The organism is Curtobacterium sp. 1544 (assembly GCF_040544915.1).
GTDB lineage: Bacteria > Actinomycetota > Actinomycetes > Actinomycetales > Microbacteriaceae > Curtobacterium > Curtobacterium pusillum_C.
Map to the genome: position 1 here is coordinate 1 of NZ_JBEPKX010000003.1, position 19,414 is coordinate 19,414.

The following is a 19,414-nucleotide window of genomic DNA, read 5'->3' on the forward strand; positions in this document are numbered from 1 at the left end:
CGGCGGGGCGCGCTGGCCGGCCTGGCCGGCGGGGCCGGGGGGGGGGGGGGGGGCCCCCCCGCCCCCCCCCCCCCCGCCCCCCGCCCCCCCCCCCGGGGGGGGGGGGGGGCCCCCGCCGCCCCCCCGCCTCCAGGCCGTTGCGGTGTGCGTTTCGGGCGCGCGCCCGGTGACGGGTGCGACCCACGCTCGTCATCCCGGGGAAACACGGGCTGCATAGCGTCCGGAGGACAGGGAAATCCACCACCGGAGGGGACGCCATGACGACCACGAAGACCAGTGCGGACGGGGTGGACTCCGTCCCGCCGCTCGCACGACTCCTGCCGCTCGGCCTGCAGCACGTGCTCGCGATGTACGCGGGGGCGATCGCCGTGCCGCTCATCGTCGGCGGTGCACTCGGCTTCGACAGCGCCGACCTGGCGTTCCTCATCAGCGCGGACCTGTTCGTCGCCGGACTGGCCACGATCGTGCAGTCCGTCGGCTTCTGGCGCTTCGGCGTCCGGCTGCCCCTCGTGCAGGGCGTCACGTTCGCCGCCGTCGGCCCGATGATCGCGATCGGCACCGAGCACGGCATCACCGCCGTCTACGGGGCGACGATCGCGTGCGGTGTCTTCATGGTCGTGATCGCGCCGTGGTTCGCGCAGCTCGTGCGGTTGTTCCCGCCGATCGTCACCGGCACGGTCATCCTGATCATCGGGCTGTCGCTGATGAGCGTCGCCGCTGGCTGGGTCACCGACGGCGGCAAGGACGGTGCGGCCGACCCGCTCGACGTCGCGTTCGCCGCGGGGGTGCTGCTCGCGATCGTCCTGGTCGAGCGGTTCGCGCCGCGGGGGCTCTCTCGCGTCTCGGTGCTGTTCGGGCTGCTGCTCGGCACCGTCGTGGCGCTGTTCGTCCCGGGCATGGTCGACGGATCGGGCATCGGGAGCGCCTCGTGGTTCGCCTTCGTCACGCCGTTCCACTTCGGGCTGCCGACGTTCGACCTCGCCTCGATCGTGTCGATGCTCGTCGTCGGGCTCGTGATCATGACCGAGACCACCGGCGACATGATCGCCGTCGGTGAGGTCACCGGGCGGCCGGTCTCCAAGCGGACGCTCGCCGACGGGCTCCGCGCGGACGGCCTCGGCACGGTCGTCGGCGGGGTGTTCAACACGTTCCCGTACACGGCGTTCGCGCAGAACGTCGGGCTCGTCGCACTGACCGGCGTGCGTTCCCGGTACGTGGCGACGGCGGCCGGCGGCATCCTCGTGGTGCTGGGCCTCGTGCCGAAGGTCGCCGCGGTCGTCGAGGCGATCCCGCACGCGGTGCTCGGCGGTGCCGGCGTCGCGCTGTTCGGCATGGTCGCGGCTTCGGGCATCAGGACGCTGTCGAAGGTGCGGTTCGACAACCGGAACGTGCTCGTGGTGGCGCTGCCGCTCGGGATCGCGCTGCTGCCGACCGTCGCCCCGGAGATCTACGGGCGGTTCCCGACCTGGTTCACCTTGATCTTCGACTCGGGCATCTCGGCCGGGGCGGTCGCGGCGATCCTGCTCAACCTGCTGCTCGGGTCGCGTTCCGTGGCCGAGCGGTACGGCGAGGACCCGGCGGTGGGCTCGTACGACGGGGTGCGTTCCACGGCGCCGATCGCCATCACCCGCGAGTCCGACCCGGTCTGACCCGTTCGGCCACGGCCGGGCGTCCGGTCCTGCGGTTCTGGTCCGCCGGGCACGCGAGTGGGCGGAACATGCCCCCGATCTCATGGCTTGGGCGCATGTTTCGCCCGCTCGCGTGCGTCGAGGCTCGTGCATGCCACGCCAGGCATACGACGCCCCGCGTGACATGAGCGCAGTGGAGCGCGCGGACCTCCGCCGGGGCCGACGCTCGGGTCAGCTCCCTCGGTACGTGCTGTAGGCGAACGGGCTGAGCAGCAGCGGCACGTGGAGGTGCGCGGTGCCGCTGACGGTGAAGGCGACGACCACGAACGGGTGGAACGCCGGGACCCCGACGGCCCGGTGGTACGCGCCGGTGTCGAAGCGGAGCTGCAGGTCGCCGCGAGGCAGGACGTCCGGCCCGAGCGCGGCGCGCCCGTCGGTGTCCGTCGTGCCGGCGGCGATCACGTCACCGTCGACGGTGGTCAGCACGAGGTCGATCCCGGCGGCCGGAGTACCCCGCGTCGCGTCGAGCACGTGCGTGGTGAGGTGCGGGACGGCGAACGTCGCACGGATGCGGTGCACGGCGATGTCGGCGAGGGCTGCAGCGGCCTCGTCCGTCTCGGTCTCGCCGTCGTTGCCGAGCCGTCGTTGGAGTTCGGCGAGGAGTTCCTCGGGCGTCCGTCCGGCAGCCCGCACGAGGAACACTCGTCCGAACCGGCGCTCGTACTCGGCGTTGCCCGCGGCGATCGCCTCGGCGACGTCACCGGCGGCGGACCGCATCGACGACTGCTCCCGAGCCGAGGAGGCATCGACGGCACGCTCACCGATCCGCGGGTGCTGGGCCAGTGCTCCGTCGAGCTCCGTCGCGCCCCACGCACCTGCGGCGGCAGTGGCTCGATCGATCAGCGCCGACACGCTGCCGAACGGCCGCGCGGCCACGAGCGTGTCGACCCACGCGGGCACGTCCGCCCACCCCGCCGCTGTCGCTGCGGCATCGGGGGCGGTCGCGTCGTTGAAATCGCCGAGGTCCATCCCCCCACGCTACGGAACGCCCGTTTCACGGGCATTACGCGGCGGTTTCCCCCGGAACGCGACCAGCGGCCCTGGAACGGGCCGGTCTGCCGGACTGGAGGCGCGGGTCGGCCCCGCCCCGCGCCTCCAGGCCGTCATCCGGTCGCGCTGGGACTACACCTCGGCGGCGAAGGACGCGGCGCGGAGCTGCAGGTCCTCGATCCGCTGGAGGCGGGCGGCCTCGACGTCGTAGCCCTCGTACGCGGGCGGCGGCAGCTTCCGGACGTTCCGGGAGCACTGGAACTCCTGGCAGACGAGCGTGCCGACCGTGTTGCCGTTCCGACCGGCCTTGCCGGACCGCTTGGCGCTGTAGAACACGACGTCGTTCGGGAGCTTCACGTCCTGGCACCACGAGCACTGTGCACGGGACCGCGACGAGGCCTCGGCCTGCCGGAAGAGGATCCCGACGAGGTCGCCCTCGAGCGTGGGCACGACGGCGTACGCGCGCCGACCGATCTTCGGGTCGCGCCAGCCGAGGTAGTCGAGCGCGTCCCAGTCGATCGTCTCGAAGTCGGCGGGCAGGGTGAGGTCGGAGGTCTCCTTGCGGGAGGCGTTCACGAAGGAGGTACGCAGGGTCTTCTCGCTGATGGGCAGCATGGTCGTTCGCTTTCGGGAGGGCCCGGGGCACGCGGACGCATGCCGCACCGGGCGGAGGGTTCAGGGTTCGATGACGGCGGCCACACCGAACGGTGCGACCGGGGGCATCACGCCCTGATGCCGGCGTTACGGGCGCCGACCACCTCCTGGAAGCTCACCCGACCAGCCTACGACGACGTGTCAAGCCGGGCGTGTCGCGGCAGTCGCGGACGGGGTCTCCGGCACCGCGGTGACCAGCACCAGTGCGCCCTCGTACGTCGGCTGCACGCGGAGCGAACCGTGGGCACGGTCCCAGTCACCGGACTCCAGCGCGGTCCGGAGTGCGGCGACGGATCGTCGTGCGGTCATCTCGTCGACGAAGCTCCACGCCGAGTTGGCCTGCCGGGCGCCCGGGTCGAGGAGCCGCTCGGGCCGGGCGTAGTACGCCTCCGAGAACCCGTCGACGCAGGTGAAGGGGATCGGCAGCGGGGTGCTCGTCACGGTGTCCTGGCCGAGCGCGTCGGCGATGCGGGTGCGCGAGGGGTAGCGCCGTGCCTCGGTGGCCATGACCTCGGGCGCGTACTCGGCGAGCCAGTAGTCCTCGACCCGGTCGGGGTCGCAGGTCAGGATGACGATCGGACCCCGGGTCACCCGACGCAGCTCGGCCAGCCCGCGCTCGAGGTCGCCCCACTGGTGCACGGAGAACGTCGTCATCGCGGCGTCGAACGTGTCGTCGGCGAACGGCAGGTCCTCGGCTGTGGCGTCGATCGCCGTCGCGAGGGACTCCGGCCGCTGAGCGCGCATCGACTCCGACGGCTCGACCGCGGTCACCTCGCGGTCGGTCGGCTCGTAGGAACCCGCACCGGCACCGACGTTGAGGACGGTCCGCGCGTCGCCGAGCGCCGCTGCGATGGCCCGGGCGAAGGACGGCTCCGGTCGGCGGTACTTCCGGTAGTCCTGCCCGATCCGGGCGTAGTCGGCATCCCCCGCTGAACCGTCCGTCGTCCTCGTCACGACCCCAGCCTACGGACCGTGGCTGTTACGGTCGGGGCATGGTCTCCGGGGGATTCGCCGTCGTCAGTGTCCTGTACATCGCGTTCTTCGTGGCGCTGGCCGTGCTGACGGTCGCGCTCATCGTGCTCGTGTTCGCCGCGATCCGCGTGCTGCGGTTGTCCGCGACGGAGCGACAGCTGCGCATCGAGCGGCTGCGGTACCAGGCGGTCGTCGACGGCATCGACGACGGCGGTGCCAGCCCGGACACGAGCGGCCCGGACGCGAGCGGTCCGGCGGCGCCCACCGCCTGACGACGGCGGCCACGGCGACGACCGGTCAGTCGACCGGTTCGCTCTCCGACTCGCGGAGCGCCGCGTACTGCTCGGCGCGCTCGGTCGCCGCCCACGACCCGAGGAGGGCCAGGGACCGCTCCGACTCGCTGCCCGGTTCCGCCGAGTACGAGAACATCACGAGACCGGGATCGGCGACGAGCTCGAGTGCCTCGTAGTCGAGCCGCAGTTCGCCGACGATCGGGTGCAGGATCCGCTTCTTGCCGGTGCGGTGGGTCCGGACGTCGTGCGCAGCCCACCAGGTGCGGAACTCCTCGCTCCGCGTCGACAGCTCACCGACCAGCGTCACCAGGCCGGGCTCGCACGGGTTCGACACCGCGGCCGCACGGAGGATCGCCACCGCGTCCCGAGCGGTCTGCGCCCAGTCCGGGAAGAACTCCTTCGCCGCCGGGTCGAGGAACGTGAAGCGCGCGGTGTTCACCGGGCGTCCGGGGCCAGCGAACATCGGCGCGTACAGGGCACGGCCGAGCTCGTTCGTCGCGACGACGTCACCGCGCTCGTTCCGCACCCACGCCGGCGCTCCGGTGATCGAGTCGAGCAGCCGCTGCACGCCCGGGCGCACCCGGGTCGGCACGTTGCGGTGCATGACCTTCACGCCGGCGTTCGCCAGACGCGCGAGGTCCCACAGGTGGACGCGCTCGTCCTCGTCGAGCTGCAGGGCTCCGGCGAGCCCCTCGAGCACGCTGTCGGAGACGCCCTTGAGCGAGCCCCGTTCGAGCCGCGTGTAGTAGTCGACGCTGACGCCGGCGAGCATCGCGACCTCGTGGCGACGCAGCCCCGGCACCCGCCGGACCCCACCGCCGAACGAGGGCATGCCGACCTGCTCGGGGGTGAGTCGTGCCCGCCTCGAGGACAGGAAGTCGCGGATCTCGTTGCGCACGTCGATACCCATGCGACGAGCGTACGTCCCGAGGCTGGTACCGAGGCAGGCCCTGCCCGTACCCGCCACGGGTGGACCGGAGGCGCGGCCCGGTGCGCGAAAGCGACACATCGCGCTCGGGACAACGAGCGTGTGCGCCGAAGCGACAGATCACCGCGAACGGTTCGCGGCGATCTGTCGCTTTCGCGGGATGGCACGGACGGGCGGACTGGAGGCGCGGGGCGGGGCCGCCACGCGCCTCCCGTCCGCTACGCGGTTGCGCTGGCCGTGATGCGCACGCGCGCCACGCGGTGACCGTCCATGGCGGTCACCTCGAGACGGTGGCCGTCCACCTCGACGACGTCCCCCACCTCGGGCACCCGGTCGAGGGCGACCTGCACCAGGCCACCGACGGTCTCGTAGTCGCCGTCGGGCAGGGCCGGGCCGCCGTCGGCGACGAGGTCCTCGAGCACGGTCGCCCCGTCGACGCCGTCGAGCTCTGCCGTCGGCTCGTCGTACTCATCGCGGATGCGTCCGACGAGGTCCTCGAGCAGCGCCTCGAGCGTCACCATGCCCGCGCTGCCGCCGTACTCGTCGACGACCAGGGCGATCTGGTGTCCCTCGGTGCGCATGTCCGCGATCGCACTCGACAGCGACTTCGTCTCCGGCAGCGCGAGCACCGGTCGGACGAGCGTCGACACCGGGGCCGTCGGGTCGGCCGGCCGCAGGAGGTCGCGCAGGTGCACGAAGCCGTCGACGTGGTCCCGTGTGCCGTCGGTGACGAGGTACCGGGTGTGTCCGAGGTCGATGGCGTGGTCGGTGGCCGCGGCGATCGAGGTGCCGGCGTCGATCGTCGACACGTCGTACCAGGGCCGCATCGACTCGCGGAGGATGCGGTCCCCGGCGTCGAGCGCGCTCCGGGCGATCCGGCGTCCCTGCGCGTCGATGGCGTCGTGGTCCTCGACGAGCCCGCGGAGTTCCTCGGTGCTCATCGACTCGCTCCGGGCGTTCGGGTCACCGCCGAGCAGTCGCACGACGGTGTCGGTCGACTTCGAGAGGAGCCAGATGACCGGGCGCATGAGCGTGGCGAACCGTTCGAGCGTCGGTGCGACGGCCATCGAGAAGCCCTCGGCGCGCTGCAGGGCGAGCCGCTTCGGCACCAGCTCGCCGAACACGAGCGACAGGTAGGCGATGACGAGGGTCATCAGCACGAGCGCCACCGTCTCGGCCACACCCTGCTCGAGTCCGAGCCCGGTGAACAGCGGGGCCACGTCGGGGGCGATCGACGACGCCCCGTACGCGGCGGAGAAGAAGCCCGCGACCGTCACGCCGATCTGCACGGCGGACAGGAAGCGGTTCGGGTCCCGTCCGAGCTCGGCGACGCGCATGCCCCGGGAGCCACGACGCTCGAGCTGCTGCAGCTGCGACTCACGGAGCGAGACGAGGGCGATCTCGGCGGCGGCGAAGACACCGCCGACGAGCACGAAGAGGACCACGAGCCCGAAGGCGATCCAGGTGTCGACGCCCATCAGCGGGCTGCCGGGTCAGATCGGCGACGGGCGGGCGGTCTGTGACAGTCGTCCATGCCTGTGACTCTGCACAGGAAAGCTGATCAAGCGGTGAGGGAACGCCCGATGCGCGCTTCGAGCCAGGCCTCGGGGTCGATCGGCGTGATGCCGTCCATCCAGACCTCGAGGTGCAGGTGCGCCCCGGTCGAGACGCCGGAGGACCCGACCTTGCCGATGAACTCGCCCGCCTCGACGGTGTCGCCGACCTTGAGCGGGGAGGACCCCGGGATCATGTGGCCGTAGAGCGTGGAGACCTCGCGGCCGTCGACCACGTGGTCGATGATCACCGCGGTCCCGTACGAGAAGTAGGTGCCCGAGACCCGGACGGTGCCCGCGGCGACGGCGCCGATCGGTGCACCCATGCCGGGGTTGAAGTCGAGGCCTTGGTGCAGCGACGAGCACGCGCCGCACGGTGCCGAGCGGTACCCGAAGCCCGAGCTCATCCGGACCGGTCCGGGGAACGGCGACCGGATCTCGCCGCCGTAGGACACCGACGTGCCCGGTGCTCCGGCGGAGCCGCCGCCGACGGTGAACTCGTCACGATCGAGGGCGCTCGCCGAGATCGCCTTCGTCACGGCGTAGTCCTGCGTGCGGACGGACGGGGCGAGGGTCGCGGTCGCCATCGAGGTCCCGGCGCTGGCGTGCGCCGGCATCGCCGACGCGGCGAACATCGCCAGGGCCGCGAGGGCGCTCGTGAGGGTGATCCGGCTGGCGCGGTACGACCGGGAGGCGCGGGGAGCGCTGGGCGCTCGGGTCACGCTGGGTGCGGGGCGGCGGACGACGTGCTGGATGCGTGCGTCGACGTGCTCGGTGGTGGCGCGGGCGGCGGCGGCGCGACGGCCGGGGCGCTCGGGCTTCGCGGGTCGCTCCGCCGCCGTGCGCTCCGCCTTCGTGGGGCGGTCGCGGCGGGCGGGCTTGCGGGCGGCTGCGCGCTCGGCCTCGAGGGCGGCGCGACGGGACAGGTGCACCACCGGGGTGTCCGGGTGCTGGTCGAGTTCGCGTGCAGTCGTCATGGCCGCCCACCATTCTGCACGACTCTGTCGCTTTGTACAGGTCCTTTCGTGATCTCTTCGTTACCGAGGGCCTGGGAGGGTCCTGATGCGTCCGCCTGCCCCGGCCGCGGACCCTCGGGGATCGGTAGTGTCCGCAGTGAGCGAGCGGAAAGGACCCTCCACATGGCCCGAACGCCGCGAGAGCGGCACGAACCCGTCGACCTGGCGTCGGCGCACGTCGTGCTCGCAGGGACGCAGGAACTCCTGCCGGTGCTCCGGACGGCGGCCGTGCGCGCCGGGGTCGACGCAGCCCGGATGCGCGTGGTCGGTGTCGACGACCTGCCGGATCCCGGCGAGACCTGGGACGCGGAACTCGCCGTCATCGCCATCCGTCGACCGGGCAGCGACCCCGCGTTCCACCGCGCACAGGAGGCAGCGGAGATGATCGATTCGCTGCTCGCCCCGCACGCGGTCCGGATCGTCGTCACCGTGTCCGGCCTGACCCGGCTCGCGCCCAAGCTCGAACGGACGCTGACGTCCGAGGTGCTGCACCAGATCGGCGCGGCGTCGGCGCCGTCCGGCTTCGAGCGGCCGTTCCGGAACTTCCGGATGCGGCTCGGGCTCGCAGCGCTGAAGACCGCCGGGGTCCGGGTCTTCCGCGTCCGCATCGGCGAGTGATCGCGAGCCGCCTGACCCTCAGCGGGCAGGCGCGCCCCTGAGCTCGAGCGCGATCTGTTCGGCGTCGAGGTTCTGCAGCAGGGACTCGAGCACCTCGGCGTCGAAGCTCCCGTCGTCGCGGGCGTCGAGGATGGCGGCTCGCTGGGCCTCGAGCACCGCGAGTCGTCGGGCCTTCTCGCGACCCATCCACGCCCGGAGCTGGGCGGGGTCGGCTGCTTCGAGCTCCTCGCGCGCACGGGGTCCGGCCTCGCTCGTTCCCGGCACCTGCTCCGCCGCCGTCCGCATGAGGTCGAGGAGGCGCCTGCGCTCCTCGGTGTCCTTCGCGGCGGTGTCCGGCGCCGGAGCGGCGATCCGTCGGAGGAGCGGTCCGATCGTGCCGCCCTGGATCACCAGCGACAGCAGCGCGACCGCGAAGGCGATGAACACGAGCAGTGACTTCTCCGGCGTGCCGTCGGGCAGCGTCTGCGCCGCGGCGACCGTCACCGCACCGCGCATGCCCGCCCAGACGACGGCCGTGCCCTCACGCCAGCCGAGCGGTGCCTTCGTGTAGTACGCGATGTCCGCCAGGGTTCGGCGGACCCGTGTGGAGAACCGGTCGAGCTCCCGCTCCGACGGGGCGCGGTTGCCGGGACGGTGCTCCCGGATGACCTCGCTCATGGCGTCGCGGTCACCGGCGTGCATCTCGGCGAAGCGCTCCTGCATGCGCTCCCCGCGCTTGGCGCTCGACGACAGCGCGAACAGCAGTGGCACCACGTACGCGGCCCGGACGGCCACGGTGAGCACGAGCGCGCCGACGGCGATGAGGAGCGCCGGCCCGATGCCGCGGTGGTCGTCCTGGACGTCCCCGAGGATCGACGCGAGTTCGAGTCCCATCGTGAGGAACACTGCGCCCTCGAGCATGAGTTCGATCGTCTGCCAGTTCTGTGCGTCCGACAGACGGTGCCCGGGCGGGAGCTTCCGTGGGCCCACGATCCCGGTGAACAGCCCGGCGACGACCGCGGCGACGAGCCCGGACCCGTGCAGGAGCTCGGTCGGCACGGCGGCGACGAACGGGACCGCGAACGAGAGCGCCGTGTTGACCGCCGCGTTCGGGACCCGGGCGCGGACGTACACGTTCGCCCAGCCGACGAACCAGCCGATCACCACGGCGATGGCCACGGCCTTCGCGAAGTCCCCGAGCGCGCCCCAGAACGAGAACGACGCGGCCGCGGCGACGATGGCGGTCCGCAGGAGCACGAGCGCGGTCGCGTCGTTGAGGAGCGATTCGCCGTCGAGGATCGAGATCGCCCGGCGGGAGATCGAGGTCTGCTTGACGATCGAGGTGGCCACGGCGTCGGTCGGGCTCACGATCGCCCCCAGTGCGATGCCCCACCAGAACCCGAGCCCCGGGATCACCCAGGCGAAGAACAGCCCGAGGACGAGGCTCGACGCGATGACGAGCAGGACCGACAGCCCGCTGATGGCGCCGAACTCGCGCCGGAAGTTCATCGACGGCATCGACACCGCCGACGAGTAGAGCAGCGGCGGCAGGACCCCGGCGAGGATCCACTCCGGGTCGATCTCGGCGTTCGGGATCCACGGCACGAGGCTCGCGACGATCCCGACGGCGACGAGCACGAGCGGTGCGGCGACACCGATGCGCGGACCCAGCACGGCGGCGCCCGCGATGGCGATGAGGGCGATGACGCCGATGACGAGGAATTCGGTCACGCACCCAGACTGACACCGTTCGGGCGGTCAGTCCCGGTCGGGCTCCGCGCTGTGGACGGCCGAGGCGTTCACCGCGTGCTGTGGAGGAGCGATGTGCGCGACGACGGCCACGCTCCCGACGGCGAGGACGAGGGTGAGCGTGCCCGCGGTCACGGCGGTCCCGATCCGCCGCAGCCGCGAGCCCGACCCGCGGTCCCGTGGCGCGAACCGGGCGACACCACGTCGCGGCTCCGGTCCGACCAGCCAAGGTCCCGAGCCGTCCTCGTCGTACGAGAACGGACCGGAGCCGTCGGGCGCGTACCGGTACGGTCCGCTGCCGTCGACGGCGTACGCCGAGCGCAGGTCCTCGGCGGTCCACCCGAAGTCCGACGGTGTCTGCCGTGTCGTGGACATGCGCGCCTCCTGCGGTCGTGTGGTGCGGAAGACCATTGCAGGCGACGTTCCTATGTGTCGACAGTGCGCCTCCAGGAAGAACGCCGAGTACCTGCTCGGCGCAGGCCGCACCATGTATCTTGATGTCGAGACATCCTGCGCCACGAGTACCGTGGACGTACCGACGGTCGAACAAGGGAGTACCCGCCAGCATGGCCAAGATCATCTACACCCTCACGGACGAGGCACCGTTCCTCGCCACCCACTCCTTCCTCCCGGTCATCCAGGCCTTCGCCGGCACCGCAGGTGTCGAGGTCGAGACCCGCGACATCTCGCTCTCCGGCCGGATCATCGCCCAGTTCCCGGAGCGGCTCACCGCTGAGCAGCGCCTGGACGACGCCCTCGCCGAGCTCGGCGACCTGGCGAAGACGCCCGAGGCGAACATCATCAAGCTGCCGAACATCTCGGCGTCCATCCCGCAGCTCAAGGCCGCGATCAAGGAGCTCCAGGCGCAGGGCTACGACCTGCCGGACTACCCCGACGAGCCGAAGACCGACGACGAGCGCGACGCCCGTGCCCGCTACGACCGCACCAAGGGCAGCGCCGTGAACCCGGTGCTGCGCGAGGGCAACTCCGACCGTCGTGCGCCGCTCTCGGTGAAGAACTACGCGCGCAAGCACCCGCACCGGATGGGTGCGTGGTCGTCCGACTCGAAGACGAACGTCGTGACCATGGGCGTCGACGACTTCCGCTCGAACGAGCAGTCCTGGATCGCCCCGGCGGACGACGTCCTGACGATCGAGTTCGTCGGCACGGACGGCGAGACCACTGTCCTCAAGCAGTCGATCCCCGTCCTCGCGGGCGAGGTCGTCGACGGCACCGTGCTGCACGTCCGCGCGCTCGAGGCGTTCCTGAAGGACCAGATCGCCGCGGCGCAGGAGCAGGGTGTCCTGTTCTCGGTCCACCTCAAGGCCACGATGATGAAGGTCTCCGACCCGATCATCTTCGGGCACGTCATCCGCGCGTTCTTCCCGAGCGTCTTCGAGCGCTTCGGTGCCGACCTCGTCGCCGCCGGGCTGAACCCCAACGACGGCCTCGGCTCGATCCTCGCCGGCCTCGACGCCGTGCCGAACGGTGCCGAGATCAAGCAGGCGTTCGCGGACGGCATCGACGCCGGCCCCGAGCTCGCGATGGTCGACTCCGACAAGGGCATCACGAACCTGCACGTCCCGAGTGACGTCATCGTCGACGCCTCCATGCCGGCGATGATCCGCACCTCCGGTCACATGTGGGGTCCGGACGGCGACGAGCACGACACCCTCGCCGTCATCCCCGACTCGAGCTACGCCGGCATCTACCAGGTCGTCATCGAGGACTGCCGCGCGAACGGCGCGTTCGACCCGGCCACCATGGGCTCGGTGCCGAACGTCGGCCTGATGGCGCAGAAGGCCGAGGAGTACGGCTCGCACGACAAGACGTTCGAGGTCCCGGCAGCGGGTCGCGTGCGCGTCGTCACGAGCGGCGGCGAGACGGTCATCGAGCACGACGTCGAGGCGGGCGACATCTGGCGTGCCTGCCAGACCAAGGACGTCGCGATCCGTGACTGGGTGAAGCTCGCGGTCACCCGTGCGCGTGCCTCCGAGACCCCCGCCGTGTTCTGGCTCGACGAGACGCGTGCGCACGACGCGAACCTCATCGGGCTCGTCCGCACCTACCTCGGCGAGCAGGACACCGACGGGCTGCAGATCGAGATCCTCTCCCCCGAGGACGCCATGCGCTTCTCGCTCGACCGCATCCGTCGCGGCGAGGACACCATCTCGGTCACGGGCAACGTCCTCCGCGACTACCTCACCGACCTGTTCCCGATCATGGAGCTCGGCACCTCGGCGAAGATGCTCTCCGTCGTCCCGCTGCTCGGCGGTGGTGGCCTGTTCGAGACCGGTGCCGGTGGTTCGGCGCCGAAGCACGTGCAGCAGCTCGTGCAGCAGAACTACCTGCGCTGGGACAGCCTCGGCGAGTTCCTGGCGCTGGCGGTCAGCCTCGAGCACCTCGCCGGGGTGACGGGCAACGAGCGGGCGAAGATCCTCGGCGAGACCCTCGACCGTGCCACCGGGACGTTCCTCGAGCAGGACAAGTCCCCCGGTCGCAAGCTCGGCTCGATCGACAACCGCGGCAGCCACTTCTACCTGGCGAAGTACTGGGCAGAAGAACTGGCGGCGCAGACCGCTGACACCGAGCTCGCAGCGGCGTTCGCGCAGATCGCGTCGACGCTGGGCGAGCAGGAGGACACGATCGTCGGCGAGCTGAACGGCGTCCAGGGGCACCCGGCGGACATCGGCGGGTACTACCGCCCCGACGACGCGAAGACGAGCGCCGTGATGCGCCCGTCCGCCACGTTGAACCAGGTCCTCGCGGCCCTGTAGCCGCGCGAAAGCGGACGGGAGGCACGGTGCCAGCTGGCACCGTGCCTCCCGTCCGTCGGTGGCGACCACCGCATCGAGTGAGCGGAGATCGTCGGGTCCGGGCCGCGCACCCGACGATTCCTGCTCACTCGATCGTCATCGTCCGGGCGGGCCGACCGCCAGCAGCGCCACGAACACCAGGGCGACCGCCACGACGCCGATGCCGATCGACACGGCGGGGCGGCGCACCACGAAGAACAGCAGGCGGTCCCAGAAGCCCGCGTGGCCCTCGGCACCGCGGCGCCACGGACCCTCGAGCATCCCGCGCCGGGCCACCGCGACCTCGAACGGCACCGTCGCGTACGGCACGACGGCACTCGCCCACCCGAGCACGAGCGCCCCGAACGACCACCGCTGGTTCACCGCGACGACGGTCGTGACGACGAGGTAGGCCAGGAAGACGAACCCGTGCACCCCGCCGCCGATCCGCACGCCCCAGTCGCCGGCGTCGAGTCCGTACTTCACCACCATCCCGGCGATGAGGAGCGTCCAGGTCACGAGTTCGGCCACCGCGGCGGCGCGGAACAGGGATCGGGGAGTCATGCCGACATCGTGACCGAACCGGCCTGGAGAACCCCCGACACTCCGGCGGTCGTATCGATTCGACGCCCCGGGCGGCTAGCGTGGGAGCCATGTCGACGCCGACCGAATCCCGTCCCCTGAACATCGTCGTCTGGAACGAGAACGTGCACGAGACCCGCGGCGACGCGACGGTCATCGGGCACTACCCCGACGGCATGCACACCGTGATCGCCGCCGCACTCCGCGAGCACCACCCCGAGGCGACCGTGAGCACCGCCACGCTGCAGGAGCCGGACCACGGCATCACCGCCGAGCGCCTCGCCACCACCGACGTCCTGTTCTGGTGGGGACACGCCGCGCACGACGAGGTGAGCGACGCCGTCGTCGATCTGGTGGTCGACGCCGTGCACGCCGGGATGGGCCTCGTCGTCCTGCACTCCGGGCACTACTCCAAGCCGTTCAAGCGCCTGATGGGCACGACCTGCTCCCTGAAGTGGCGCAACGACGGCGAACGCGAACTCGTCTGGACCGTCGCTCCCGAGCACCCGATCGCCACCGGTGTCCCGCACCCGATCGTCATCGAGCGCCAGGAGATGTACGGCGAGTACTTCGACATCCCGCGCCCCGACGAGGAGGTCTTCCTGTCGACCTTCGCCGGCGGCGAGGTCTTCCGTTCGGGCGTCGCGTACCGGCGCGGCCTCGGGAAGGTCTTCTACTTCTCCCCCGGCGACCAGGAGTACCCCGTGTACCACCACCCGGACATCCAGCGCGTGCTGTCGAACGCGGCCGCCTGGGCGGCGCCGGTGTCCGAGCGACGCGAGCTCACCGCCGACCCCCACCCGCGGGACTGGTTCCTGGGCGAGGGTGCGGGTAGACAGGACGGGTGACCCACCTCGACGCCGCAGCGCACCGAACGGCAGTGGTCGAGGCGCTCGGCGTCCTCGGCAGCGGCCCCGAGGAACGCTTCGACCGCATCACCCGCATGACGCAGGAGGCCTTCGGCGTCCCGCTGACCTTCCTCAACCTCGTGCACGACGATCTCGTCACGGCGCAGTCCACGCAGGGCTGGCGGCAGGGCGGGAGCGCTCCGGCCGAGCAGGTCTTCTGCTCGACGACGGTCCTGACCGACGAGCCGATGGTGGTGCCGGACGCCACGCTCGACCCGCGGTTCGCGCACCTCGCGGCGGTGACCGAGCAGGGCATCCGGTTCTACGCGGGCGCGCCCCTGTCGATGCTCGACGGGACCCGGGTCGGCACGCTCTGCATCATGGACGCGAAGCCCCGCGACCTGACGGCGGAGGACCTCGACCTGCTCCGGGACCTCGCGCGGTGGGCAGAGCGCGAGCTCGGGCACTCGATCGAACGCGACCGCGTGCGGCGGGTGATCGACGGTCTCGTCCCGGAGCCCATCACGGTGCCCGGGTACGCGCTCGACACTCTGTCCGTCCCTCGGGAGGACTCCGGTGACGTCGCCGACTGGCGACTCGCGGCCGACGGCCGGTTGCACCTCACCGTCGGTTCGGTCCCGGCGGCGGGACGCGCGTCCGCGCTCCTCGCCGCAGCGGTCCGTGCCGCGGTCATCGCCCGCACGGACGTCGCGATGGGTGAGGCGATCGTCGGCTTGGAGGCGCAGGTCGCCGCCGACCTGTCGGCTGCGGACACCGTGGGATCGCTCTTCCACCTGCGGCTCGACCCGACGTCGGGTCACGTCGACCACGGGGACGCCGGGCACGGCCTCGCGGTGCTCCTCCGCGCCGACGGCACGGCCGAGGCGCTGCGGTCGCACGACCTCCCGATCGGCCTGCAGCCGGACACGATCCCGCGGACCCCGGGTTCCCTGGAGCTCGCGAGCGGCGACCGGATCGTGCTGTGCACCGACGGGGTCCTGGCGGAGGTGGGCGACCTCGAGTCCCTGGTCGAGCTGGCCGGGGCCGTGGGCGACGGCACCGACCTGGTCGACCGCGTCCGTGCGGTCGCGACGGGCGGGACGCTCATCGTCCTCACCCGGAACTGAGGCTCAACGCCGCGCGGGCTTCGCGGTGAGCGACACGACGAGCAGGGTGGCGAGCATCCCGAACCCGGCGAGCTCGATGCCGAGGCCGGCGAGCTGCCAGTAGGCGCTGCCCACGACCTGCGGCTGCGTGATCGACTCCGGCCACCAGGGGTCGATGAGCGGGAACGAGCCGGGGAACGGGTCGAGACCGAACACCACGAGGCCGCCGATCAGCAGCACGACGCCGAGCGCCGCCATCGCCCCGCGGGAGCGCCCGAGCATGTGGACGACGAGTGCCGCCGCGATGCCCGCCAACCCGACGACGGCGATCAGGAACGCCAGCACGACGATCGTCTGCGGCGCCAGCGCGACCCAGTCGAGCACGGCGATCGGCAGCAGCAGCCACCGTCCGGTCCGTGCCCACCGTGCCGGGCTCCGCCATCCGTCCATGCCGGGAACCGTACGACAGGCCGCGTGGGAGAACCCCGGTGATCAGCCGGGAGTCCCCCTCGGTACGATTGCAGGATCATGGCGCAGGACGGTCGCACGCGGCAGCAGCGGGCAGTCGCCACGCGAGCCGCGATCATCGACGCGGCAGCGGGTGAGTTCGACGAGCGGGGGTACGTGGGCGCCTCGATGGACGCCGTCGCCGAGCGCGCGGGCCTGACGAAGGGCGCGCTCTACTTCCACTTCACGTCGAAGGCCGACCTCGCGGGTGCGGTGATCGCCCGGCAGCACGAGGTCTCCCGCGCGTACGGCGAGGCCGCGTTCGCCCGAGGCGACACCCCGCTCGAGGTCCTGATGTGGATGTCGCAGGGCCTCGCCTCGCAGATGGTCCACGAGGTCGTCGTGAGCGCCGGCATCCGACTCTCCACCGAGGCGGCGACGGCGGACGTGGCCCGGCAGGACCCCTACACCGACTGGATCGCGGTGGTCACCGACCTCGTGCGCCAGGGCGTCGATGCCGGCGAGGTCGACCCCGCGTGGGAACCGGAGCTCGTCGGCCGCGTGGTGATCCCCGCCTACACGGGCGTGCAGACGGTGTCCGACGTGCTCGCCGACCGTGCCGACCTGTACGAGCGGCTCCGCGAACTCTGGACGGTCCTGCTCGCCGCGATCGTCACCGAACGGGTGCGCCCGGAGATCCCGCGGCTCGTCGGGCTGATCGCCCCGATCACCCCCGGGGACTGAGCCCGTCCGAGCGACGCGGGTCCCCCCAGGGACACCCACGTCACCACTCCCCCTGAGGATACCCAGCGGTCGGTTTCCGCTCTCGCCCCCGTTCACGGGGCTGTACCCACACGGCTGTGCCCGCGGGCCCGGGCGCGGTCGGGCTAGCCTGACCCGATGGCCACCCCCGCTGCCGAGGTCGACGTCGACGTCACGCTCGTCCGGGCACTGCTCCGCGACCAGCACCCCGACCTCGCGGACCTCCCGCTCGAGATCGTCGCGAACGGCTGGGACAACGTCGTCCTCCGGCTCGGTGACCTGCTCGCCGTCCGGCTCCCCCGCCGCGCAGCGGCCGCGGAGCTGATCGAGCACGAGCAGCGGTGGTTGCCGGAGATCGCCCACCGGGTCGCGGCCGTCGTGCCCGTCCCCGATCCGGTCCGCACCGGACGCCCCGCGCTCGGGTACCCGTGGTCGTGGAGCGTCGTCCGCTGGCTGCCCGGGACGCCCGCCGGTGCCCGTCCCGGCGGCGTGCGCGTGGGCGAGGCGCTCGCCGCGTTCGTCGAGCTCCTGCACGTCCCCGCACCGCCCGACGCACCCGTCAACCCGGTCCGCGCCGTGCCGCTCGCGACGCGCAGCGACAGCGTGCTGACGCGACTCGCGACCGCGGACGTGCCCCGGGCCGGAGAACTCGCGGCAGTCTGGCGGGCCGCGGCGGCGCTGCCCGCGTACGCCGGGCCTCCCGTCTGGGTGCACGGCGACCTGCACCCGTTCAACGTGCTCCTCGAGGAGTCGCCGGACGGCGACCGCCGCCTGGCGGCGATCGTCGACTTCGGCGACGTCACGGCGGGCGATCCGGCGGTCGACCTCGCCACCGCCTGGCTGGTGCTCGACCGGGAGGCGCGGCGCACCTTCCGCGCGCACGTCACCGCCGACGACGACACCTGGGAACGGGCGCGTGGCTGGGCCGTGTCCATCGCCTCGGCACTGCACCTGTCCGACGACCGCACGTTCCGTGCCGTCGCACGCCGGACGATCGACGCAGTGCTGGACGGCTGACTCCGCCCGGGGCTATCGTGACCGCACCAATCCGTGCACGTGAAGATCGGAGGGGCCGTCATGACCCTCGAGTTCCGCGTCCAGCACGACGTCGCCACCGACGCCTCTCCCGTCCCGTCCGCCCCCACCCGCACCGGTCTCCGCGGGCTCCTCGACCGGTACGCCGCGCGCCGGGCCGCATCCCGTGTGCGTCGCGCCGAAGCCCGGTTGCAGGAGCTCGGCGACCTCGAACGGCTGCTGTCCGTCGCGCGCGGCGTCATCGAGCGGGGGTGGATCCAGCACGCGTGGTTCGCGTACCTCGACGAACACGGGCGCATGCGCAAGGCGTCGAGTGCCGCGGCCATGGACGTGCAGGGTCGCCCGCTCGTCGCCGCGTGCCTCGTCGGCTCGGTCGTCTCGGCCGCCGGCGGTCCGCACGCCGTGCACTCGCAGCAGGTCCAGCGGGCGCTCGACCTCGTCTGGCACGCCCTCGCCGTCGAGGAGGGTCAGCCGGTCCTCTGGTGCCCGGCCCCGGACGTCCGGATGGGCCGGGTGCGCGACCTGACGAGCTGGAACGACGCGCCGTCCCGGAACTCGGGTGAGGTCGCCGGCCTCCTGCTCACCGCCGAGCGCGTCGCCGTGCAGGAGTCGGAGCGCGTCCGACAGCGTGCGGTGGCACGATCGAGGGCATGAGCAGCGCCGACGCCGTCCCCGAGGTCCACCCCGCAGCGGCGGGTCCGTCGCTGGCGTCCAGCGGCGGCTCGCTGTTGTCGGACGAGGGGTCGGCGCCGGTCCTCGATGCAGCCGCGTACAAGCGGACCCTCCACCGGTACCTGCAGAAGCACCGGGACGCGCTCCTCGCGAAGCTCGACGGCCTGGCCGAACGGCAGGCCCGGTGGCCGGTGACCCCGACCGGGACGAACGTGCTCGGGCTGGTGAAGCACGTCGCCGGCGTGCAGGCCGGGTACTTCGGCGAGGTCTTCGGCCGCCCGCTGCCCGACCCGCCCGCCTGGCTCGAGTCCGAGGACGGCGACGACATGTACGCGACGCTCGACGAGACCCTGGACGACATCGTCGCGTTCCACCACCGCAGCGCCGCGCACGCCGACGCCACCATCGAGGCGCTCGACCTCGACGCCCTCGGGGTCGTCCCGTGGTGGCCGGAGGACCGCCGACAGGTGACGCTGCACCGGATCCTCGTGCACATGTCCTACGAGACCGCCCGGCACGCGGGGCACGCCGACATCGTGCGCGAGATGCTCGACGGGCTCGCGGGCGACGGGGACGGCAACCTCGCCGAGAAGACCCCGGACGAGTGGGTCGAGTGGCGTGGGCAGCTCGTCGACATCGCCGAGCGATCGGGCCTCCGCGACCTCGCGTGATACCCGACCGTTGCTCGTCATCGTTACCGTTCTCCCAGTGATGCCCTGCTCCCTCC

General features: G+C 72.2%; 20 protein-coding genes and 1 pseudogene. 10 read left to right on the forward strand and 11 right to left on the reverse strand.

What is annotated here, in order from left to right:
- Positions 1–257: 257 nt before the first annotated feature.
- A complete protein-coding gene (locus tag ABIC61_RS02650) occupies positions 258–1,649 on the forward strand; it encodes a nucleobase:cation symporter-2 family protein (RefSeq protein ID WP_354028722.1) in 1,392 nt (463 codons plus the stop codon).
- 210 nt (positions 1,650–1,859) lie between these two features.
- On the opposite strand, the gene uraH is transcribed toward ABIC61_RS02650, so the two are convergent.
- The 4 genes and pseudogenes from uraH to ABIC61_RS02670 all read right to left on the reverse strand — a co-directional run bounded on the left by uraH (position 1,860) and on the right by ABIC61_RS02670 (position 4,286).
- Positions 1,860–2,198 (reverse strand): hydroxyisourate hydrolase, encoded by a 339-nt coding sequence (gene uraH, locus ABIC61_RS02655; protein ID WP_354028843.1) that lies wholly within the window; start codon positions 2,196–2,198, stop codon positions 1,860–1,862.
- A pseudogene (gene uraD / locus ABIC61_RS02660) lies at positions 2,199–2,657 on the reverse strand (2-oxo-4-hydroxy-4-carboxy-5-ureidoimidazoline decarboxylase); the annotation flags it as partial.
- Between the two features lie 153 nt (positions 2,658–2,810).
- Positions 2,811–3,293, reverse strand: a complete 483-nt coding sequence (locus tag ABIC61_RS02665) for an FBP domain-containing protein (protein WP_354028723.1) — start codon at positions 3,291–3,293, stop codon at positions 2,811–2,813.
- A gap of 180 nt (positions 3,294–3,473) precedes the next feature.
- Positions 3,474–4,286 (reverse strand): class I SAM-dependent methyltransferase, encoded by an 813-nt coding sequence (locus tag ABIC61_RS02670; RefSeq protein ID WP_354028724.1) that lies wholly within the window; start codon positions 4,284–4,286, stop codon positions 3,474–3,476.
- A 38-nt stretch (positions 4,287–4,324) separates the two neighbouring features.
- Between ABIC61_RS02670 and ABIC61_RS02675 the strand changes: the two genes are divergently transcribed.
- Positions 4,325–4,576, forward strand: a complete 252-nt coding sequence (locus ABIC61_RS02675) for a hypothetical protein (RefSeq protein ID WP_354028725.1) — start codon at positions 4,325–4,327, stop codon at positions 4,574–4,576.
- Positions 4,577–4,601: 25 nt separating this feature from the next.
- On the opposite strand, the gene ABIC61_RS02680 is transcribed toward ABIC61_RS02675, so the two are convergent.
- The 3 genes from ABIC61_RS02680 to ABIC61_RS02690 all read right to left on the reverse strand — a co-directional run bounded on the left by ABIC61_RS02680 (position 4,602) and on the right by ABIC61_RS02690 (position 8,055).
- Complete coding sequence (locus ABIC61_RS02680) at positions 4,602–5,507, reverse strand: helix-turn-helix transcriptional regulator (protein WP_354028726.1); 906 nt, start codon at positions 5,505–5,507, stop codon at positions 4,602–4,604.
- A gap of 236 nt (positions 5,508–5,743) precedes the next feature.
- Positions 5,744–7,003 (reverse strand): hemolysin family protein, encoded by a 1,260-nt coding sequence (locus ABIC61_RS02685; protein ID WP_354028727.1) that lies wholly within the window; start codon positions 7,001–7,003, stop codon positions 5,744–5,746.
- 83 nt (positions 7,004–7,086) lie between these two features.
- Positions 7,087–8,055, reverse strand: a complete 969-nt coding sequence (locus ABIC61_RS02690; protein ID WP_354028728.1) for a M23 family metallopeptidase — start codon at positions 8,053–8,055, stop codon at positions 7,087–7,089.
- 162 nt (positions 8,056–8,217) lie between these two features.
- Between ABIC61_RS02690 and ABIC61_RS02695 the strand changes: the two genes are divergently transcribed.
- Entirely contained in the window at positions 8,218–8,712 is a 495-nt protein-coding gene (locus ABIC61_RS02695) for a hypothetical protein (protein WP_144753677.1), read from the forward strand.
- Positions 8,713–8,730: 18 nt separating this feature from the next.
- Here ABIC61_RS02695 and ABIC61_RS02700 read toward each other — a convergent pair whose 3' ends face one another.
- Together ABIC61_RS02700 and ABIC61_RS02705 are read right to left on the reverse strand one after the other, a co-directional pair.
- On the reverse strand, positions 8,731–10,422 hold the full coding sequence (locus tag ABIC61_RS02700) for a cation:proton antiporter (protein ID WP_354028729.1): 1,692 nt from the start codon (positions 10,420–10,422) through the stop codon (positions 8,731–8,733).
- A gap of 27 nt (positions 10,423–10,449) precedes the next feature.
- Positions 10,450–10,815, reverse strand: a complete 366-nt coding sequence (locus ABIC61_RS02705; RefSeq protein WP_354028730.1) for a hypothetical protein — start codon at positions 10,813–10,815, stop codon at positions 10,450–10,452.
- 191 nt (positions 10,816–11,006) lie between these two features.
- Between ABIC61_RS02705 and ABIC61_RS02710 the strand changes: the two genes are divergently transcribed.
- Positions 11,007–13,217: an NADP-dependent isocitrate dehydrogenase gene (locus tag ABIC61_RS02710; protein WP_354028731.1), complete on the forward strand. Its 2,211-nt coding sequence runs from the start codon at positions 11,007–11,009 to the stop codon at positions 13,215–13,217.
- Between the two features lie 135 nt (positions 13,218–13,352).
- Here the strand turns inward: ABIC61_RS02710 and ABIC61_RS02715 are convergent, their stop codons facing one another.
- Positions 13,353–13,799 carry a DUF3817 domain-containing protein gene (locus ABIC61_RS02715; RefSeq protein ID WP_354028732.1) on the reverse strand — a complete coding sequence of 149 codons (447 nt, stop codon included), beginning with the start codon at positions 13,797–13,799 and terminating at the stop codon, positions 13,353–13,355.
- An 89-nt stretch (positions 13,800–13,888) separates the two neighbouring features.
- Between ABIC61_RS02715 and ABIC61_RS02720 the strand changes: the two genes are divergently transcribed.
- Positions 13,889–14,665: a ThuA domain-containing protein gene (locus ABIC61_RS02720; protein WP_260852640.1), complete on the forward strand. Its 777-nt coding sequence runs from the start codon at positions 13,889–13,891 to the stop codon at positions 14,663–14,665.
- Complete coding sequence (locus ABIC61_RS02725) at positions 14,662–15,792, forward strand: PP2C family protein-serine/threonine phosphatase (protein ID WP_354028733.1); 1,131 nt, start codon at positions 14,662–14,664, stop codon at positions 15,790–15,792. Before ABIC61_RS02720 ends, ABIC61_RS02725 begins: the two co-directional genes overlap by 4 nt.
- 3 nt (positions 15,793–15,795) lie before the next feature.
- On the opposite strand, the gene ABIC61_RS02730 is transcribed toward ABIC61_RS02725, so the two are convergent.
- Positions 15,796–16,221, reverse strand: coding sequence for a hypothetical protein (locus ABIC61_RS02730; protein ID WP_079237497.1), 426 nt, complete (start codon positions 16,219–16,221; stop codon positions 15,796–15,798).
- Positions 16,222–16,299: 78 nt separating this feature from the next.
- On the opposite strand from ABIC61_RS02730, the gene ABIC61_RS02735 reads away from it, so the two are divergent.
- From ABIC61_RS02735 to ABIC61_RS02750, 4 genes are all read left to right on the forward strand, one after another.
- Complete coding sequence (locus ABIC61_RS02735) at positions 16,300–16,962, forward strand: ScbR family autoregulator-binding transcription factor (RefSeq protein WP_354028734.1); 663 nt, start codon at positions 16,300–16,302, stop codon at positions 16,960–16,962.
- Between the two features lie 156 nt (positions 16,963–17,118).
- A complete protein-coding gene (locus tag ABIC61_RS02740) occupies positions 17,119–17,997 on the forward strand; it encodes an aminoglycoside phosphotransferase family protein (protein WP_354028735.1) in 879 nt (292 codons plus the stop codon).
- Between the two features lie 60 nt (positions 17,998–18,057).
- A complete protein-coding gene (locus ABIC61_RS02745) occupies positions 18,058–18,669 on the forward strand; it encodes a DUF6197 family protein (protein ID WP_144753658.1) in 612 nt (203 codons plus the stop codon).
- The gene (locus tag ABIC61_RS02750; protein ID WP_354028736.1) at positions 18,666–19,358 is read left to right on the forward strand and encodes a DinB family protein; all 693 of its coding nucleotides are present in this window, start codon (positions 18,666–18,668) and stop codon (positions 19,356–19,358) included. Before ABIC61_RS02745 ends, ABIC61_RS02750 begins: the two co-directional genes overlap by 4 nt.
- Positions 19,359–19,414 lie beyond the last annotated feature (56 nt).

Excerpts from the sequence above, each read along its gene's own strand:
- ABIC61_RS02650 (WP_354028722.1), top strand. The coding sequence starts at position 258 with ATGACGACCACGAAGACCAGTGCGGACGGGGTGGACTCCGTCCCGCCG.
- ABIC61_RS02665 (WP_354028723.1), bottom strand. The coding sequence starts at position 3,293 with ATGCTGCCCATCAGCGAGAAGACCCTGCGTACCTCCTTCGTGAACGCC.
- ABIC61_RS02675 (WP_354028725.1), top strand. The coding sequence starts at position 4,325 with ATGGTCTCCGGGGGATTCGCCGTCGTCAGTGTCCTGTACATCGCGTTC.
- ABIC61_RS02680 (WP_354028726.1), bottom strand. The coding sequence starts at position 5,507 with ATGGGTATCGACGTGCGCAACGAGATCCGCGACTTCCTGTCCTCGAGG.
- ABIC61_RS02685 (WP_354028727.1), bottom strand. The coding sequence starts at position 7,003 with ATGGGCGTCGACACCTGGATCGCCTTCGGGCTCGTGGTCCTCTTCGTG.
- ABIC61_RS02690 (WP_354028728.1), bottom strand. The coding sequence starts at position 8,055 with ATGACGACTGCACGCGAACTCGACCAGCACCCGGACACCCCGGTGGTG.
- ABIC61_RS02695 (WP_144753677.1), top strand. The coding sequence starts at position 8,218 with ATGGCCCGAACGCCGCGAGAGCGGCACGAACCCGTCGACCTGGCGTCG.
- ABIC61_RS02705 (WP_354028730.1), bottom strand. The coding sequence starts at position 10,815 with ATGTCCACGACACGGCAGACACCGTCGGACTTCGGGTGGACCGCCGAG.
- ABIC61_RS02710 (WP_354028731.1), top strand. The coding sequence starts at position 11,007 with ATGGCCAAGATCATCTACACCCTCACGGACGAGGCACCGTTCCTCGCC.
- ABIC61_RS02715 (WP_354028732.1), bottom strand. The coding sequence starts at position 13,799 with ATGACTCCCCGATCCCTGTTCCGCGCCGCCGCGGTGGCCGAACTCGTG.
- ABIC61_RS02720 (WP_260852640.1), top strand. The coding sequence starts at position 13,889 with ATGTCGACGCCGACCGAATCCCGTCCCCTGAACATCGTCGTCTGGAAC.
- ABIC61_RS02730 (WP_079237497.1), bottom strand. The coding sequence starts at position 16,221 with ATGGACGGATGGCGGAGCCCGGCACGGTGGGCACGGACCGGACGGTGG.
- ABIC61_RS02735 (WP_354028734.1), top strand. The coding sequence starts at position 16,300 with ATGGCGCAGGACGGTCGCACGCGGCAGCAGCGGGCAGTCGCCACGCGA.
- ABIC61_RS02740 (WP_354028735.1), top strand. The coding sequence starts at position 17,119 with ATGGCCACCCCCGCTGCCGAGGTCGACGTCGACGTCACGCTCGTCCGG.
- ABIC61_RS02745 (WP_144753658.1), top strand. The coding sequence starts at position 18,058 with ATGACCCTCGAGTTCCGCGTCCAGCACGACGTCGCCACCGACGCCTCT.
- ABIC61_RS02750 (WP_354028736.1), top strand. The coding sequence starts at position 18,666 with ATGAGCAGCGCCGACGCCGTCCCCGAGGTCCACCCCGCAGCGGCGGGT.